Source organism: Mycoplasma enhydrae, assembly GCF_017116825.1.
GTDB classification, from domain to species: domain Bacteria; phylum Bacillota_I; class Bacilli_A; order Mycoplasmatales; family Metamycoplasmataceae; genus Metamycoplasma; species Metamycoplasma enhydrae.
This window is the reverse complement of sequence record NZ_JAFIRD010000002.1, coordinates 50,348-67,219: the sequence shown is the minus strand read 5'-3', so window position 1 is coordinate 67,219 and position 16,872 is coordinate 50,348. Positions and strand designations below refer to the sequence as shown.

The 16,872-nt window shown below is 27.2% G+C and carries 13 protein-coding genes and 1 other RNA gene; 7 read left to right on the top strand and 7 right to left on the bottom strand.

Annotated features, from left to right (window positions below; genetic code table 4):
- Positions 1-9 precede the first annotated feature (9 nt).
- The 7 genes from JXZ91_RS03480 to JXZ91_RS03630 all read right to left on the bottom strand — a co-directional run bounded on the left by JXZ91_RS03480 (position 10) and on the right by JXZ91_RS03630 (position 5,526).
- On the bottom strand, positions 10-843 hold the full coding sequence (locus tag JXZ91_RS03480) for an RluA family pseudouridine synthase (RefSeq protein WP_205851229.1): 834 nt from the start codon (positions 841-843) through the stop codon (positions 10-12).
- Entirely contained in the window at positions 836-1,459 is a 624-nt protein-coding gene (scpB, locus tag JXZ91_RS01355; protein ID WP_205851228.1) for an SMC-Scp complex subunit ScpB, read from the bottom strand. The genes JXZ91_RS03480 and scpB overlap by 8 nt, the downstream gene beginning before the upstream one ends.
- The gene (locus tag JXZ91_RS01350) at positions 1,449-2,261 is read right to left on the bottom strand and encodes a segregation/condensation protein A (RefSeq protein WP_205851227.1); all 813 of its coding nucleotides are present in this window, start codon (positions 2,259-2,261) and stop codon (positions 1,449-1,451) included. Before JXZ91_RS01350 ends, scpB begins: the two co-directional genes overlap by 11 nt.
- Position 2,262: 1 nt before the next feature.
- A complete protein-coding gene (locus JXZ91_RS01345; protein WP_205851226.1) occupies positions 2,263-3,063 on the bottom strand; it encodes a lysophospholipid acyltransferase family protein in 801 nt (266 codons plus the stop codon).
- Positions 3,064-3,076: 13 nt separating this feature from the next.
- Positions 3,077-3,382 carry a 4'-phosphopantetheinyl transferase superfamily protein gene (locus JXZ91_RS01340; RefSeq protein WP_205851225.1) on the bottom strand — a complete coding sequence of 102 codons (306 nt, stop codon included), beginning with the start codon at positions 3,380-3,382 and terminating at the stop codon, positions 3,077-3,079.
- Positions 3,383-3,494: 112 nt separating this feature from the next.
- A complete protein-coding gene (locus tag JXZ91_RS01335) occupies positions 3,495-4,820 on the bottom strand; it encodes a C1 family peptidase (protein WP_205851224.1) in 1,326 nt (441 codons plus the stop codon).
- Entirely contained in the window at positions 4,813-5,526 is a 714-nt protein-coding gene (locus JXZ91_RS03630) for a potassium channel family protein (RefSeq protein ID WP_205851223.1), read from the bottom strand. The genes JXZ91_RS01335 and JXZ91_RS03630 overlap by 8 nt, the downstream gene beginning before the upstream one ends.
- A gap of 174 nt (positions 5,527-5,700) precedes the next feature.
- Here JXZ91_RS03630 and JXZ91_RS01325 point away from each other — a divergent pair, with 174 nt between their 5' ends.
- The 7 genes from JXZ91_RS01325 to deoC all read left to right on the top strand — a co-directional run bounded on the left by JXZ91_RS01325 (position 5,701) and on the right by deoC (position 16,859).
- A complete protein-coding gene (locus JXZ91_RS01325; RefSeq protein WP_205851222.1) occupies positions 5,701-7,260 on the top strand; it encodes a TrkH family potassium uptake protein in 1,560 nt (519 codons plus the stop codon).
- Between the two features lie 10 nt (positions 7,261-7,270).
- Complete coding sequence (locus JXZ91_RS01320; RefSeq protein ID WP_205851221.1) at positions 7,271-12,766, top strand: SGNH/GDSL hydrolase family protein; 5,496 nt, start codon at positions 7,271-7,273, stop codon at positions 12,764-12,766.
- Positions 12,767-12,918: 152 nt separating this feature from the next.
- Positions 12,919-13,219, top strand: an RNA gene (gene rnpB / locus JXZ91_RS01315) — RNase P RNA component class B.
- A gap of 92 nt (positions 13,220-13,311) precedes the next feature.
- Positions 13,312-14,061: a DNA-processing protein DprA gene (locus JXZ91_RS01310; RefSeq protein ID WP_241006153.1), complete on the top strand. Its 750-nt coding sequence runs from the start codon at positions 13,312-13,314 to the stop codon at positions 14,059-14,061.
- Between the two features lie 88 nt (positions 14,062-14,149).
- The gene (gene deoD, locus JXZ91_RS01305) at positions 14,150-14,866 is read left to right on the top strand and encodes a purine-nucleoside phosphorylase (protein ID WP_205851220.1); all 717 of its coding nucleotides are present in this window, start codon (positions 14,150-14,152) and stop codon (positions 14,864-14,866) included.
- Positions 14,866-16,161 carry a thymidine phosphorylase gene (locus tag JXZ91_RS01300; RefSeq protein ID WP_205851219.1) on the top strand — a complete coding sequence of 432 codons (1,296 nt, stop codon included), beginning with the start codon at positions 14,866-14,868 and terminating at the stop codon, positions 16,159-16,161. The genes deoD and JXZ91_RS01300 overlap by 1 nt, the downstream gene beginning before the upstream one ends.
- 35 nt (positions 16,162-16,196) lie before the next feature.
- Entirely contained in the window at positions 16,197-16,859 is a 663-nt protein-coding gene (gene deoC / locus JXZ91_RS01295; RefSeq protein ID WP_205851218.1) for a deoxyribose-phosphate aldolase, read from the top strand.
- Positions 16,860-16,872 lie beyond the last annotated feature (13 nt).

Sequence of the window (16,872 nt, the reverse complement as noted above, 5' to 3'; positions counted from 1 at the left end):
ATGAAACTCCTATCATTTTGGATGAGATATAAAAATTTGGTCATTATATTCGCTAAATTCTTCTGGTAAACCTAAAAACTTAATTGAATATGAATGTAAATATAATCTCTTGGCTTTTTGACCGCCATATTTAGTGTCTCCTAATATGGGACATTTTAAGTACTCAAGAGTTGCTCTGATTTGATGTTTTTTACCAGTTATAATTTGTGCATAATTTCGATTGCCATCTTTATAAAAAATGGTTCTTGCTTTAATTCCAAAATCTGGATTTACACGCATTTTTTCATTTTTTATATCTTTTTCTAATCTAACAGTAATATCAAGCTTGTTTTGATTAAAATCAGAAACAAATTGATAGACTCTTTCAAAATTATTCTGACATTCATCAAATACTACAAGTGCTTTATAGTTTTTGGCATATGCAACTATTCCACTGGTTTTTTTGTCTAATCTACCAATTGATGAAGGCACAAATGAAGAAGTTTTTTTGAAATTCAAATACTTATGTACTTGGTCATCTAAGCAATTTTCTTCAGAATGCATTGCAATATTTTTAGCTTTATCTATAATGAGTAGATTTTTATCTTCATAAATCAGTCTAAAATTAATTGAAGCTGAATTTTGCTTCTGGGGTTTAGAAACTTCTGATATACCATAAATGGTTATTTCATCACCTAGTTGTAATTTGTATTGCTTATCATTTGTTCGCACATTATTAACTTTAATGTCTTTTTCACGAAATAGTTTTTCAACTCTTGATTTTGGTACATTATCACAAACTTTTAGGACATATTTAAATAAAATTCTGCCAACATCATCTTTTTTGGCTTTAAATTTATTCATCGAAATCTTCTTCCCCAATTAGAACACCATCATTATTTGTATCACTTCTTTGTGAATCAAATAAATTAAATTCTTTGTCATCCATTTCTTCTTCAACATCTGAATAGCGACTGAATTCGGGAAATGGTGGTAATTCCGCTAAGGTTTTAATTCTAAAATAATCATAAAATTTATTAGTAATGCCATAAAGAATAGGATTACCAGGTGTAGAAGCAACACCTACTTCTTCAATAATTCCTTTTTCTAATAAACTAGCTACAATCCCATCACTAGCTACACCTCTAATATTTGAAATAATCGAACGTGTTACAGGTTGCTTATAAGCAACAATTCCAGCTACTTCAATAGCTGCATTAGATAATCTTTGTTTACGAACAATAGTCACCAACTCTGTTATGTATTCTTTAGCCATTTCAACAGTTAAAAACTTATACACATCATTGAATTCATATACTTTAATTCCACGATCCAAATTATTAAAATATTGTCTAAAGTCCTTTAGAAGTTTTCTTCCTTCTTGAACTGTATTTAGTTTAAATACATCTTTTATTTGTTCCGAACTAACACCTTCACTACCTTGAACAAATAATAGTGCTTCAATTATTTTATTTTTCATATTCTATTCCTTTTTTAAATGTGATTGTTCCTTCATCTTCGAGTTGTTCCATTACTAATATTTGTTGTCTAGCTAAATCCAAAACAGCCAATAGAGTGATTACAAAATGACCTATAGTAGGAACATGAAACACTTCAATAAACGATAAGGTATCTTTATGTTTAAACATTTCTATAATTCTTTGTTTTTGTTCCTCTGGACTTACTGCAATTGTGGAAATAGTAATATTTCTAACTAATTCAGAATATGTTCTTTCAAACATTTTTCTTAGTGTAACTACCAATTTAGAACTATTAGAATGTCCATCAAGAATGGAAGTGTCTAATTCTCTTTCGAAACCTTCAGTTTCCTCAGGTTCTTTTGAATATAGTTTTTGTCTTTTTTCTTCTTGTTCACGCAATAAGATTGAAATCTCTTTGAATTTTTCATATTCAGCAATTTGCTCTAATAGACGCTTTTTTTCTTGCTTAATTTCTTCTTCTACTTCAGGGTCTTGTAATAACATACGCGCTTTCAGTTGCAACAATGTAGCTGCCATAACTAAATATTCAGAAGCAATGTCAATTTCGTATGATTCTATATGCTTAATTATTTCCAAATATTGTGTTGCCAAGTCATATAAATCAACTTCAAAAATGCTAATATTTTTGTCTTTAATTAAAGTTACCAATAAATCCAATGGACCATCAAAATTAGCTAATCTAAAAATGTGCTTATCTTGATTTTCATCTAATGTAGGTTTTGTTTCTTCGTGTTCTTCAAAAGAAATCTCATTAACTACAGGTTTTTTTATTTCATCCATATTAATTTACCTTTTGTTTTCTTTTTGTATAAGCATTTTTGACTGTTTCATTCGATCTAATAATTTGGTCAACATAATCTTTAGCAACTATTTCTTGCACTCATTTTGCAAAATCTTTTTTGTCTAATGTTTGAAACTGTTGTGGTTTAATAACTGAATGAAATTTAACATTTACAACCAGTTTGCCATCCCTATTGTTATCTAAAGCATTAGCTGCATTATTGATTGTTACAGGCACAACTGGAATATAGGATGATTGTGCTAATAAAAACACTCCTGCATTAAAATTGTTTAGTTTACCATCTTTGGTTCTTGTTCCTTCTGGAAAAACAATTCCACAAGTTTGATTTCTTTTAACATATTGTCCAAACTCTTTTAAAACTGCCATTGTTTCTTTAGGTTTAGCTAAATCAATATAAAAAGTATCAATCAATTCACTAATTCTATAAATTGTTTTTTTGCTTTTTGCTTCCGACCTAGCAACAAAAGTCCCAAATTTAGATGTTTTTGAACCATCTCCATGATTTCATAAAGAAGACATGATAATTAAGGGATCTAAATAAGTAGAATGATTTGGAGTTAATAAACAAGGTCCATTAGGAATATTTTCAAAACCTTCTACTTGAACTTCAATATTCAAGTGTCTTAAAATATTAGAACCATATTTGTGAATAAAGTGTTGCTTTTCAGCAAATTTATAATACTCTGGCATTCTTCTGTTTCTGCTTGCTTTTGATCTTAGCAAGTTAATGTTGTGTAATAGTGGTATTATTCTTAAAAATTTTCGTGTTTTTAGTTTCATTATAGTATTCTCCCTAACTTAATTTAAGCGCTACTGCAACTACATAGCCATCTTCATTGGTAGTTGATAATTGAAAATCATCATATATATATTTACCTGCTTTGGTTTTTGTAATTTGAATTTTGTTATATTCAAAAAGCGAATTATCAATTTTAAACAAACATTCTTTTATTGCTCAACGTGTTGCTAAAAAAAGCATTTGTTTTTGCTTATCTAATAATTCAAATTCAAAAATTTCCTTTGGGTGGAGAATTCTATTGATTGCTCTTTTTGACATTTTTTTAAAGCGCCTAATTTTGCTTAAATCAACAGAAATCATGCCTCTCCTTAGTAAATAATGTATTAATTATAAATTATTTATAATTGAGATATGAAAAATAAAAAATAAGTGCTACTTTTTGCACTTAAATTAAATAATTTATTGTCCTAGACTATGATAAAGGATCAAAAATTGATATTTCTATTTTTGGTTTTGAATTTGCTTCTGAAAGTTCTTTTGATAGGTACTTTTTATCAACGATAGCCATATAATTAAAATCGCTAAATCATTGGTCACTCATTGATCAAAATCCTTTATTTCCTCTATCGCTTCCTCAGCTATTTTCAACCTTTCAATTCACGGGTTTACCATTTGAATCTAAATTAACACCTACCATGTTCATTGCATGTGATATTACAGAAGCACGAGATTCAAATTGCTCTGCTTTAGAAAATTCAGGTGTTTGACTCAATGTAACATCATAATTATATAAATCTGAATCCATGATTCCATCTGAGTTAGAAAATGTCGAAACATCACATCCAAATCAAACAGGTTCACCAGCTTTAATTTGGTCAATCATTACTTTTTTCATGGTTTCAATATCAACATTTAACATAGTTAAAGGTTGTCCTCCAACCATGTTGTTTACTAATGGAGAAATAATGAAAGAATTATAATCATATTTTTGTCTTGGATCAGATACTAAATCGATTTTATCTTCAACATATGAACCTACATATTTTTTATAAAAATCTAATGGGCTCATTTCTTCTAAAGATTGATATTTTTTATCTTTATCCATGTATTCGAATCTAAATGATTTAGGAGGTTTACCTAATGATTTACATAGAATTGTAAAAACATCTTGAAGAGCTTGTTCTTTTAGAGAATTAACTTGTTCTAAGTCATTGGTTTTTGCAAAAGTTTGTTTCATTCTTGCTGTATATGCTTTTAATCTTCAGTTAATTTGTGTAACCATTTCATTTGTTGATTCTGAGCTAAATGATTCATTCATGGCATCTTTTGTTACAATTCCATATTTATTAACTAAATTAACAAATCATTCTCAATATCCACCATCTGAAACAGGATTATCATTAAATGAACGAAATAATCTATCTTCATTATCAAGTTTTAGACCTTCTTTAATCATTCATTCTAAGTAGTAATTTGCTTTTTCTAGTTTGTCATAGAAGTGTAAATAGTTTTGAGACAATTCAATTGATTCAATATTTAAATCTTGCATTAATTTTGTTCTAATTGAATTAAGTCCAGCAAAAATTCAACATCTACCACTTTGTTTTTGGTTAGTTATATTTCCTACTTTAGTTTCATGTGAAAAAATAAAGTTATGTTTTTTGATTATTTCATTATTTAATGAACTTTTTGATAGTCCGTTTTTAAAAATTGCATTTTCTATTACTTTATTTGCAATGTTTGATTCATATGCTTTTTCAAATTTGTTTAATAAGTTTTTTGTTATTTCATTATTCATTCTTTTTCTCCTTGTTTTTAGACATTTTAGTACAAAATTCTGTTACACGAATTATGTCATTTAATTTACCTATAAATGTTAATAAATCACCTTCTAAGATCTCAAAATCACCGCTAGGTAAAAAGACTTTTGAATTTCGAGTAATTAGTGATACTGATACTTCATATTTATTCCTTAATCCTAATTCACTAATTTTTTTATTAAAAACTTCAGGGTTAGTTATATAAATTGTTGTACTTACAAACTCATCTTGAATTTGAACAATGCTTTCTGAAAAACGTGTTAAAGTAGGATCTGAAACCAAAATTGCTGTTTTCTTGCCAGCTTCTTCTTCAGGAGAAACAATTCAATTAACACCGATTTGCCTTAAAACTCTTGAGTGTCTAGAGTTTGATGCCCGAGCAATAATAGTTTTTACACCGATTTCTAACAATGCTGCAACAATTTCAATATTGTCAGATGAAGCTACTATAACAACATCAAAATCCTTCACATTTATAGACTCTAATGTTTTACGATCGGCACAATCTGCTACATAAATATTGTCTACTTCATCTTTAAATTGTAATAAGTGTTTTTCTTCTTGATCAATTAAGACCAATCTAATATTATTTTCCTTATCTGATAGCAATTTTTGCACTATTGATTGACCAAAACGGCCAATACCAATAATGCAAATTTCCCTAGTTTTTTTAAATAATCTCATAGCCTTACTCCTTAGATATTAGGATTAAATTTTTAACATTCAAAATTATACTATTTAATAAAATTAACAATATAAATTAATATTTTTAGTCTATTTTTGGGTTAAAAATTAGCGCTTTTTTTAGCCAATATTATATAAATAATATTTTTTTATTTTTGTTCTATAATTTAACACATGAAAAATAAAACAGGGCAACCTAAAAAAAATAATGTTATTTTAAGGTTCTTGCGCAAAGTTGGTGCTGTGAGATATATTTTCATTATTTATGTTTTATTTACCATACTAATATCATTATTACTTTTCTGACAAGCTAGTCAAAACAAGCTAATAGATAAACCAGTTAAGTATATTGATGCGCTTTTTATATCAACTTCTGCATTTAGTGATACAGGTTTAAGTCCATTAGTAATATCAGAAACTTTTAATGGTTTTGGACAATTTTTAATTGCTTTAAGTATAGTCGTCGGCGGGATTGGAATATTTACCTTTAAGGTATATATATTTCAATCGATATTAGGAATGAAATCTAGCTTATTTAGTAGTATGGTTTCTCAAACTGAAAGAGGCTCAATTACTGTTACTGAAACTAGGAAAATGATTAAAATTGCCATTTCTTTTTTAATTATAATTACTGTAATTGCTTCATTTATTTTTACAATGCTTTTATATTTTACTAAGAATCCTAATTTTGTTAGTGCTTCAGAATTTAGTCCTAAGGCTAATAAAATGGAATTTGATCCAAGAGTTATTATGGACCCTGCCAAAAATCCATATAAAAACTTTGGTCAAGCACTAAAATTTGGAGTTTTTCATGCTATTAGTACAATAAATAATGCAGGTTTTGATTTATTCGGAAATAAGAGTTTGCAACCATTTTACAAAGATTATGCATTTCAAACTATTACAATAATTGTGTTTTTAATTGGTGGAATTGGTTTTCCAGTTATTTATGACATATGAAAAAAAATTCAAAGTACTAAAAAGAATGAACTAAGTCATAGATTCCAATTGTTTACTAAATTTACAATTATTACTTATTTAGTTACTACATTATTAGGTTTTAGTTTGAGCTTGGCACTAGAATATTCTGCAAAATCCAATTATAGTTTTTGAAATCAAAGTGCCTATGGAAATACAGGTGATAAAATTTTTGCTTTATATTTCCAAGTGTCATCCACTAGATCAGCCGGATTTTCAACAGTCAATTATTATAATTTTTCACAATCGACAATTCTAATTCATAGTGTTCTAATGTTTATTGGTTTTTCACCAGTATCAACAGCAGGAGGTATCCGTAATACCACTGTGGCTGTAATATTTTTAAGCGTTATAACTATGATGTCACAACGAAAAAGAATTAATGCTTTCAAAAGACAAATAGGCAAGGAAACCTTAATTAAAGCAGTTAACGTTTTTGCCATAGCAATACTTTTAATTTTAGTGGTAACAATTGCTTCATATGCTACCCTTCCAGGTGATACAAAGATGCCTAACAACACAAATTATCCACTTATTTTTGTAATTTTCGAAGCTTGTTCAGCTTTTGGAAATACAGGACTAACTACAGGACTAACTAGTTCAGTAAGTAATTTGCATGTCGTGGGTAAATTGAGTTTAATATTCATTATGATCATTGGACAATTTGGCATACCACAAACCATTAAAATTTTCGGGCGCGCTAAACCTATGCCTGAATACTACCAATACATTTATGAAGATGTTTCAATTGGTTAAGGAGGTTTTTATGAAAACAAAAAAAGGAATTAAAAAAATTGCTGGTCTTGTTGCACCATTAGCAATTTTATTTAGTACTCCAATTATTGCAATTTCTTGTGTCAAAACTAAGAAAAAAAGAAGAATTATTTCTAACACAAAACAAGAAGTTGTTAAAGGTGATGTTAAATATGTAGCCATTGGTGATGATTATGCCATTGGTAATAATAATAGTTTTAATTCAGAAACTAATAATGAACTGAAAAGCAATAAAATTATTGGAATTTCTTATGCTTCATATTTAGCAAATGCAATTTCAATTTTAAATGATGAACAAACAAAATTAAAAAGTTATGAAAATTATGGTCTACAACAATCAACATCAGAAGATTGATTGTATTTGTTAAGTCAAAAAAATAAAAAATCAAGTTTTGATTCACTTATAAAATTTAATAAGGAATTAAGTGACAAAAACCAACTAAGAATTAAACAGTTGTTTGGTGATACTCAAAATTATGATAATAAAAAACTTATTAAAGCCATTAAGGAATCTAATCTACTAACACTATCAATTGGTTTTAATGATGTATTTAAAAAGAATGAAATTCTTAACTTATTATTCAAGCAATACAAAGATGAAAATGAATTTAAACAAGCTTTAAATGAGTTTAATAAAGTTTCATTGGTTAGAATAAAAAAACTAGAAGATAACTATTTTGAAATTATTAAAGAAATTAGAAAACTGAATTCAAAAATAAATATTAACTTAGTAGGTTACATTCCACCATTGCTTCATTTTTCTTTAATTAGATCTCAAAAAGATAATACTAAAATGTTTTATGACATAACTTCTAAGCTTAATGACACAATTAAAAATGTGGCCAAAGAAGCTAAAATTAATTATTATGGCATTATTAATGAAAATTACATTGCTCAAAATTCAAAAGATTTTTCTTCTGATTTATTGAGTGTTTTTCCATCAAATAAAGCTTATAAAAAATTAGCTCAAGATATATTTATCAAAATGTCAATTTCTGCACCAGAATATGACAAATTATTTAAAACTGACAAAAAAGAACCAAAATCTGAGCACTCAATTGCTCTAGATTTTAAAGCTAAAGCAAGTGATATCAAAACTGAAATTATTGGTTTTGGTGGCTTAAATGTGGAAACACATAAAAAAGAGTATCCTTTTGAAAAAGAAGATGAAAATAAAGAACTTATTGAATCTGAAAACAATAATTCTTTTTCAAGAAAGATCTTGCTTGAATTTAAATCAATTTTCAATGTTCAAAAAACAAGTAATCCTGAAACTATTAAAAAACTAATTAAAGATACTATTGGTTTTTTAGGTCTAAGTGAACAAAATTCAGACAACTGATTAAATACATTATTAAACTTAGTTGTAACCAACGAAAATAAGGCTGTTTTCATTAGACTAATCAATCAAGTATTAGATTCAAAACATTTAAATGTAGTTTTAAAAGAAGCAAATATTGAAGCTTCAGAACTGCTAACAAAAAAATCTTATGAAACAATTGAAATTAAAGAAATAAGAAAAATCTTTATTAAGAACTTAAGAAATAAACAAAATTCATACAACATTGCTAAAGATGTATTTACAAAAGAATTTGTATCAAATGAAGAAAATAAGAAGTTTTTAAAACATAATCTTCCAATTTTAGCTAATGTGGTACTTTCAAACAACTTGGCTAAGTCATTTTTACCAGAAAGTTTAGCAAATATATCAACTAAAGCTAAGGATGATAGTGATGTTTTAGCTCATTTGAATAATTTAACAAATAAAGTAATTGAAGTTGGTCTAGAAGACATTGAAAAATTCTTTAGCCACGAAACTATTGAAAATTTTGTTGCTGAAATTATTGATAGTACTAAAAAAGAAACAATGGATTTTGCACAATCTTTAATTTCTTGATTGTCAAGAAACGAAAGTGACTTTAATATTCTTTTAGATAACATTATGAATAATTTAAAGTCACATCATCAAATTGAAGATGCTAAATTAGACGATATTAGATACTTCATTAAACATTTAATTTTAAATCTAAAAGATTTTAAATACAACACTGAAATATTTAATTTAATAATACAAGCTATTTCAGAAACCAAAAAATTTAATAAAAAATTAGCAATAGGAAATGTTCTAAATGAAGTAGTTCAAAAATTAATTTTTGACAAAATTCAATTAGATGAAGGTAATAAAATTTTCTTTGCACTAATTAGTTTCAAACCAAATGATGCTTCTATTGATTATGGCAAATATAAAAAAGGTTTTGAATATCTAGGTTTAAAATTAATAAAAATTGAAGAACTAATTAGTATTCAAAATTTAAACAATATTTTAAAACCTGAATACCGCGATTCAATTCTTAAATTGCTAGATAACATCTCAGCTAATAAACATAATGAATTAAATGAAGAGGGCAAAAATTATATTAAAGCTCTAGGCTCACTTGCAATTGATACCTTTAGCCAAGATAGCAGTTTAGTTAACCAACTACTTGATAACTTAGGCAATTATGCTGTTATTCATCCATTAACTAATTACTTAAAGAATTCTGGTTTAGAAGCCAAAATATTGGCTTTAAATCCTAAATTCAACAATTTAGAAGACTATGTGAAAGATACATATAAAAACATATACAAATCAATCAATAGTCCTATGGTTATAAATCAATTAAAACAATTAATTAATGATTTAGTTGATAACGGTAATAACTATGACAAATCAAGTGCTTTTGCATTTAGCGTTTCAGCATTGCAAAGAGCAAAAGAAAACGGCTTATTAAACATCATAAGCACAATTCTAAATGAATTAGAAAATGCTAACAAAGATAGTAATGCAATTTCGAATATTATTAATTCTTATTTAGTAGCTTTTTTAGATGTTCAAATGACTGAAGAAGAAAGAAATTTAGTTTCTTCATATGTGGCTAGTTTATTAAAGGAAATTGGTGATTCAAAACTATATAAAAACTTTGAAGATTACTTTATTTCAATAATGACTAAACTTGATAAAAATCAAGTAAATGATTTTGAAAAATTGGGTAATTATTTAAAAATCGAATTATCAAAATTTATTTCATTAGAAAATAATTCACAATTAATTGCACATGCAATCGATTTGATTAGTTTAAGAAATTCTAGTGGAGATGGTTTTCATAAATTCATTAAGATTATTTCTCTTTTTAGTCAAAAAGAAAAAGTAATGAATTTTATTATTCAAAAAGTTGAACAAGCAGCCAAAAATTCTTTAGGTTCAATTAAAAATGAATTATTAAAACTTAATGAAAACGGCAACGATTTTGCTGATGCAACTGTTAATAAAATAAAAAATATACTTTTAGACAAACCAGAAGCTAAAGATATTATTAAAAGTTTAATTGAATCAGTTTCAAACTTAAGCAAAGATGGATTAGAAGAAATTAAAAATGTAAATGATTTATTAAAGAAAATCTTAAATACAAATAAAAACAAACTATCAACATTTATCAAAGAAAACCTTAATGGCATCTTAGCTGATGAAGATTATATTAAAAAATTATTTAGCTTCACAATGGGTGCTTTAGGTAAAAAACACAAATTTGATGTTGTTGGCAATGAAGTTGAAAACATTAGTTCGTTTTTATGAAGAGCACTTAATAGTTTAGAAGGAAATAATCAAAAAATAATTTCCAATTTAGTATCTCAATTATTTGAAAGTGTTATTAATGTTGATTTATTTGATGAAAAACAAGAACTAAATATCCAAAAAATTGCTAGTCAATTGGTAGAAACCTTTAGTAATTTTGATTTTGTACAAATACTAGATTCCAGTGTTTTTGATAAATTATCAAAAGATACATTTTTAAAAACATTGAGTAAGGAACAATTAACTACCGAACTAACTTCATTAATTAATTATTTAGCTAGAAATATTCCAAAAATTCCTAAACCAGAAGAAAAAGTTGATTTAGATAAATTATTTAAGAATATTGAAAAAGTTTTAGCTAATTTATTAGTTGGAATAAGTGGTTCTATTGAAGCAGGTTCAAATAATGTTAGAGAAGCTTTAATTGATTCAATCACTAATACTATTAAAGACCAAATTAATAACATTAATATTGAATCTGAAAATCAAAAACTCTTAACTAATGAAGAAGTTAAAAATATAGCTAATAAATTAATAGAAAAACAAGAAACAAAAACTTTGATTAAAGATTTTGTAGAGGATTTCTTAGTTAAAAATAAACTAAGCAGCAATAAAACTTTTGGTGAAACCTTAAATGAATTGTTAACTCAAATTTCTATTAATTTAAAAACTAATGCCAAAAACTTAGCTAAAGCAATTTTTAAAGATGATGACATTATTAATCTTTTTGTAAACAAAATCGTTGATATACTTAAACTTGAAAATGTTGAACAATCAGATAAAACTTTCTTAGCACAATTAATTAAGAATATGGCAGAAAACTTACTTCAAACTGAATATTTTGAAAAGAAATTAATTAATAGAACTATTAATATAATCACAAAATCAAGTCTAGATTTCAGTTTAAAAGAACCTACAAAATGAATTATTGATGCTATTGATAAAATTAAATCGGCATTTAGTTTTGAAGATGCCAAAATTGTGGCAACTCTTATAGGTGAAAACAAACCTATTGATGGAGCTACTTTAGTAAAATTAGTTAATTTATTATTTGAAAAAAGTAACTTTGAAAAATCAACTCTATTTAACGCACTAAGAAATTTAAATATGGATCCTGAACATTCAAAAAGATCAAATATGAAGACATTAAATGAATTCATATTACCAGGTGGTGGAGATTCCAAACCACCAGTAACTGATCCTGATAATGTTACTGTGGACTTGGATTTTCTAGTTCTAGCTGATACAATATTTAAAATATTGTGGCAAACATATGAAAAAAGCAGCGCTTATAAAAATCCTATATTTAAAGAAAGAGCTAAAACTCCTGAATGAAAAGGTGTTTATAGGCTTTATGTAGCGCTTAATTATATTATTTTCGAAATGTTTGGCCGTGAAACCGAAATATCTAAACGTGAAAGAGGTAATCTAATAAACTTATATTCAGGAGGTAGGGCTATCTTGTGAGAATTACAGGAAGCTACAAATCTAAGTCTTATTCCAGGCATAGGCTCAAAATTTGGTGGACTTCAACGTTATTTCAAAAAACCTGTTGATTTACGCCAATTTACAAACTATGCAATCAAAAGAGGTTTTTTCACTGGTACTACTTATTTTAATGAAAATAACTATGGCCCTGAATCGATTATGTATATTTTGATAAGTTCAGGTTACAAAGAAAGTGAAAAAGATAGACTAAAGAACTTTAAATTTAAAATTACAGAAGATGGTGAAGCTGGCGTTATTTCTAAAAAAGAATACATTTTACTAACACTTAAAGAAGGTGGATACGGTAAATTTATGAGCATTAATGACAGAACATCTGCTTCAGAATGATCAGAACTGAATAAAGTTAAAAAAGGTGAATTTTATTAATAATTTAAATTCAAAAAAAGAAGTGTCAAATTATATATTGGTTTGGTGCTTTTTTATATACTAAAAAAGACTACTAGGGTTTTTATACTTTGTAATTCATAATTTAAAATTATTTTTTAAGAGTTTAAATTCAAATTGTTGTACAATAGTTTGTGCATGGCCAACTGCTGCGTAAGACGTAGAGGAAAATCCGCTCTAACACTCGCTGCGATGCGAGTAGTGTTCATGCTAGGCCAAATAAGCCTAGGCAGCCTATTTAATGGTTGACGACAAGTGCAACAGAGACGAGCTTATTTAGTTAAGGTGCAACGATGTAAACTCCATGAGTTAGAAACCCAAATTTTGGTAGGGGAACTTGATTAAGATAATTTGAATTAAAATCAAGAAGTTTTATAAACTTAGATAAATAGTTGGCGCCATATGCAAATATGGTACAAAAAGCGGTTTATAGTGCAAGAAGAAGGCGTTCGCCTTTTTTTCTTTACTTTTTCTTGCTTTTTAATAAAAATAACCAAAATAAAAAATAATATTTGTAGGAGCAAAAAATGGCAGATATGAATGAAATTTTATTGTACTTTAATTACAAGTATAAAGGTGACTGAAATAGAATTTATGAAGCAATTAAAACTAAAGAAAAAATTGAAGTGGATGAATTTAAAAGTTTTAGTGATAAATCAAAATCAAATATGAATAAATATATAAGTATATTGGATGGTGATTATCCCCAACAACTATTAGCACACAAGAAACCTCCATTTATTTTGCATTATTTGGGCAATTTGGATATTTTAACTAATTCAACTAACAAAATCTATATGACTGGTAGTTATCAAACAAATGAAATAATTAAATACATAGATAATATTTCAAATAAATCAAATGTAACTTTTATGAACATGTATTGAAACGGACTTGAGCAAAATATTTTAAAAAAGTTAATTGAAAAAAATATTAATGTAATTGTTGTACTACCTTGTAGTATCAATTGAGCAATTAGTAATTTGAATTTAAATGAATATATTGCGGAAAATTGTTTATTTATATCAGAATATCCTGATGACTATCATGCAACGAAAAAATCTTATTTAGCTCGAAATAGAATAAGTGCAGGATTATGTAATAAAATGATTTTACTTTCTTCTTTAGAATATAAATATAACACTTTAATTGACAACTTTTTAGACTATGGTAAAGATATACAGTGCTTACTTTTTAAGGATAGACTGGAAGCTGATAAAAATATAGAACTTATTAATCAAGGAGCTGAACTAATATCTGAAAACTGTCCGATTTAGATATTGGTCAAGCGCAAATGTGGCATAAATGCTCTAATTTGTAATAAAATTTTAATGTGAATAAAAATATTAAATTTAAGGAGTAATTATGACACCTCATATAAACGCAAAGGACAATGCCTTTGCTAAATTAGTACTAATGCCTGGAGATCCTTTACGGGCAAAATATATTGCAGATAATTATTTAGAAAATGTAGAACTGGTTTCTGATGTTAGAAACATGCTAATGTACACAGGTTATTACAATGGAAATAAAATTTCAATTTGTGCATCAGGAATGGGTGTTCCTTCAATAGGTATATATGCATACGAATTGTTTGACCAATACGGTGTTGAAGTCATTGTTAGAATTGGTTCAGCTGGTTCTTTTAAAGCTGATATTAAAAATTATGAAATGGTGTTGGCTTCTGATGCTTATAGTGAAAGTTCAGCTTTTAGAAGCTCAATAATAAGAGGAAATAGCAGCAATATTGCAAAACCTAGCAGTGATTTAAACAGACTGATTTTAGATAATGCAAAAGAATTGAACATGAATATTCATTTTGAGCGTATTTTAAGTGAAGATGCTTTCTATGCAGATCAAACTGTGGAAGAAAGAGTTAAGAAATCGGGTGGTGCTGTTTGTGTTGAAATGGAAGCATATGGTTTATTTACAGTTGCTGAAAAATTAAATAAAAAAGCAGCAACTATCTTAACAATTTCTGATAATCTAGTTACACATGAATACACTACAAGCGAGGAAAGACAAAATTCATTTAACGAAATGATGAAATTGGCATTGTCACTAGCAAAGGACTTTCAATAATGAGAATAATTGATATTATTGAAAAAAAAGCCAATGGATTTGAATTAAGTAAAGATGAAATTGAATTTACTATTAATAATTATGTAGCAGGAAACATTCCTGATTACCAAATTTCTTCTTTATTAATGGCTATAAGACTTAATTCATTAAATGAAATCGAAACTTCACATCTGACAAGTGCAATGATGCATTCTGGAGATGTTGTTGACTGATCTTATTTAAATACAAATATTGTAGATAAGCACTCTACAGGAGGAGTAGGAGATAAAGTCAGTATTGCTTTATGTCCAATTTTGGCATCCTTAGGTTTAACTGTTGCTAAAATGTCTGGGCGTGGATTAGGACACACTGGGGGAACACTTGATAAACTAGAATCAATTGAAGGTTACAATATTTCTTTAAGCGATAAAGAATTTAAAGAAATAGTAGAAAAGCATAATATTGCAATAATTGGTCAAAACGAAAAATTAGTACCAGCAGATAAAAAAATTTATGCTCTTAGAGACGTTACCGCTACTGTTGAATCAATTCCTTTAATCGCTTCATCAATTATGTCAAAGAAATTGGCTACGGGTTCTAATTGCATATTACTAGATGTAAAATGTGGTAATGGCGCATTTATGAAAAATTTAAACAAGGCTAAAGAACTAGGCAACTTAATGATTAAAATTGGTAAGGCTTTAGGTAGAAAAATTGCTGTAGAAATAACAAATATGGAAAAACCTCTAGGAAGAGCAATTGGAAACAAAATTGAAATTTTGGAAGCAATTAATACTCTGAAAGGCCAAGGTCCTAGTGATTTTAGCGAAATTGTTTATTCTTCAGGGGCAACTCTTTTAGTTCTTACACAAAAGGCCAAGGATGAAAAAGAAGCTAGACAAATGATAGACAAAGTCATTCGGAATGGTGAAGCATTAAATAAATTTAATGAGTGAATTAGTGCCCAAAGTGGCAATGTAAAAAGTGTTTATAATAACAATTGGTTTAATCCTAAATTTAAGTATGAAATCAAGTCTGAAAAAGAAGGATATTTAAAAATTAATTCTGCTATTGAATTTGGTCTTGTTGCAATGAAATTGGGAGCAGGAAGAACAAAAAAAGAAGATTTAATTGATTATGAAGCAGGAATATTATTAAATAAAACTACAAACGACTACGTGAATATTGGTGATACATTATTTACAATGTATTCATCTACAAAAATTAATACTGAATTAGCGAATGACTTATTAAATGTAATTGAATTTAGTTCAAATAAGATTGAAGTAAAAGAAGTGTTAGCTAAATTGTTATAATTAGTTGAATGAGTATTTTATAAGGAGAGAATAAAATGTTAAATAAAATGATAGACCATACTTTTTTAGCACAATCAGGTACTACAAAAGATATTGATAAACTTATTGAAGAAGCAAAAAAATACGATTTTAAATCAGTATGTATTGCTCCTTCATATATTAAATATGCAAAGGAACAATTAGCAAAGAGTGATGTTTTAGTATGTACAGTTATTGGTTTTCCACTGGGTTACAATGTGACAAGTGTTAAGGTTTTTGAAACCAAAATTGCACTTGAACATGGCGCAGATGAAATTGACATGGTAATGAATGTTGGTCGTTTCAAAGATAAACAGTATGAATATGTTTTAAATGAAATTAAAGCTATTAAAGAAGTGTGTGGAAATAAAACATTAAAAGTTATTATTGAAACTGCTTTATTAACTAATGATGAAATTGCTAAAGCGGCAGAAATTGTTTTACAATCGGGAGCTGATTTTATTAAAACATCAACTGGTTTTTCATACAGAGGAGCATCTTTTGAAGATGTTGAAATTATGAAAAAAATTGCCAAAGATAACTTATTGATTAAAGCATCAGGCGGAATTAAGTCTAAAGAAGATGCTATGAAAATGATTGAATTGGGTGCTAATAGATTGGGTACTTCTAAATCAATTGCTATTATGGAAGGCAAAGTAGATAATAGTTCTAAATACTAATATCAACAAAACT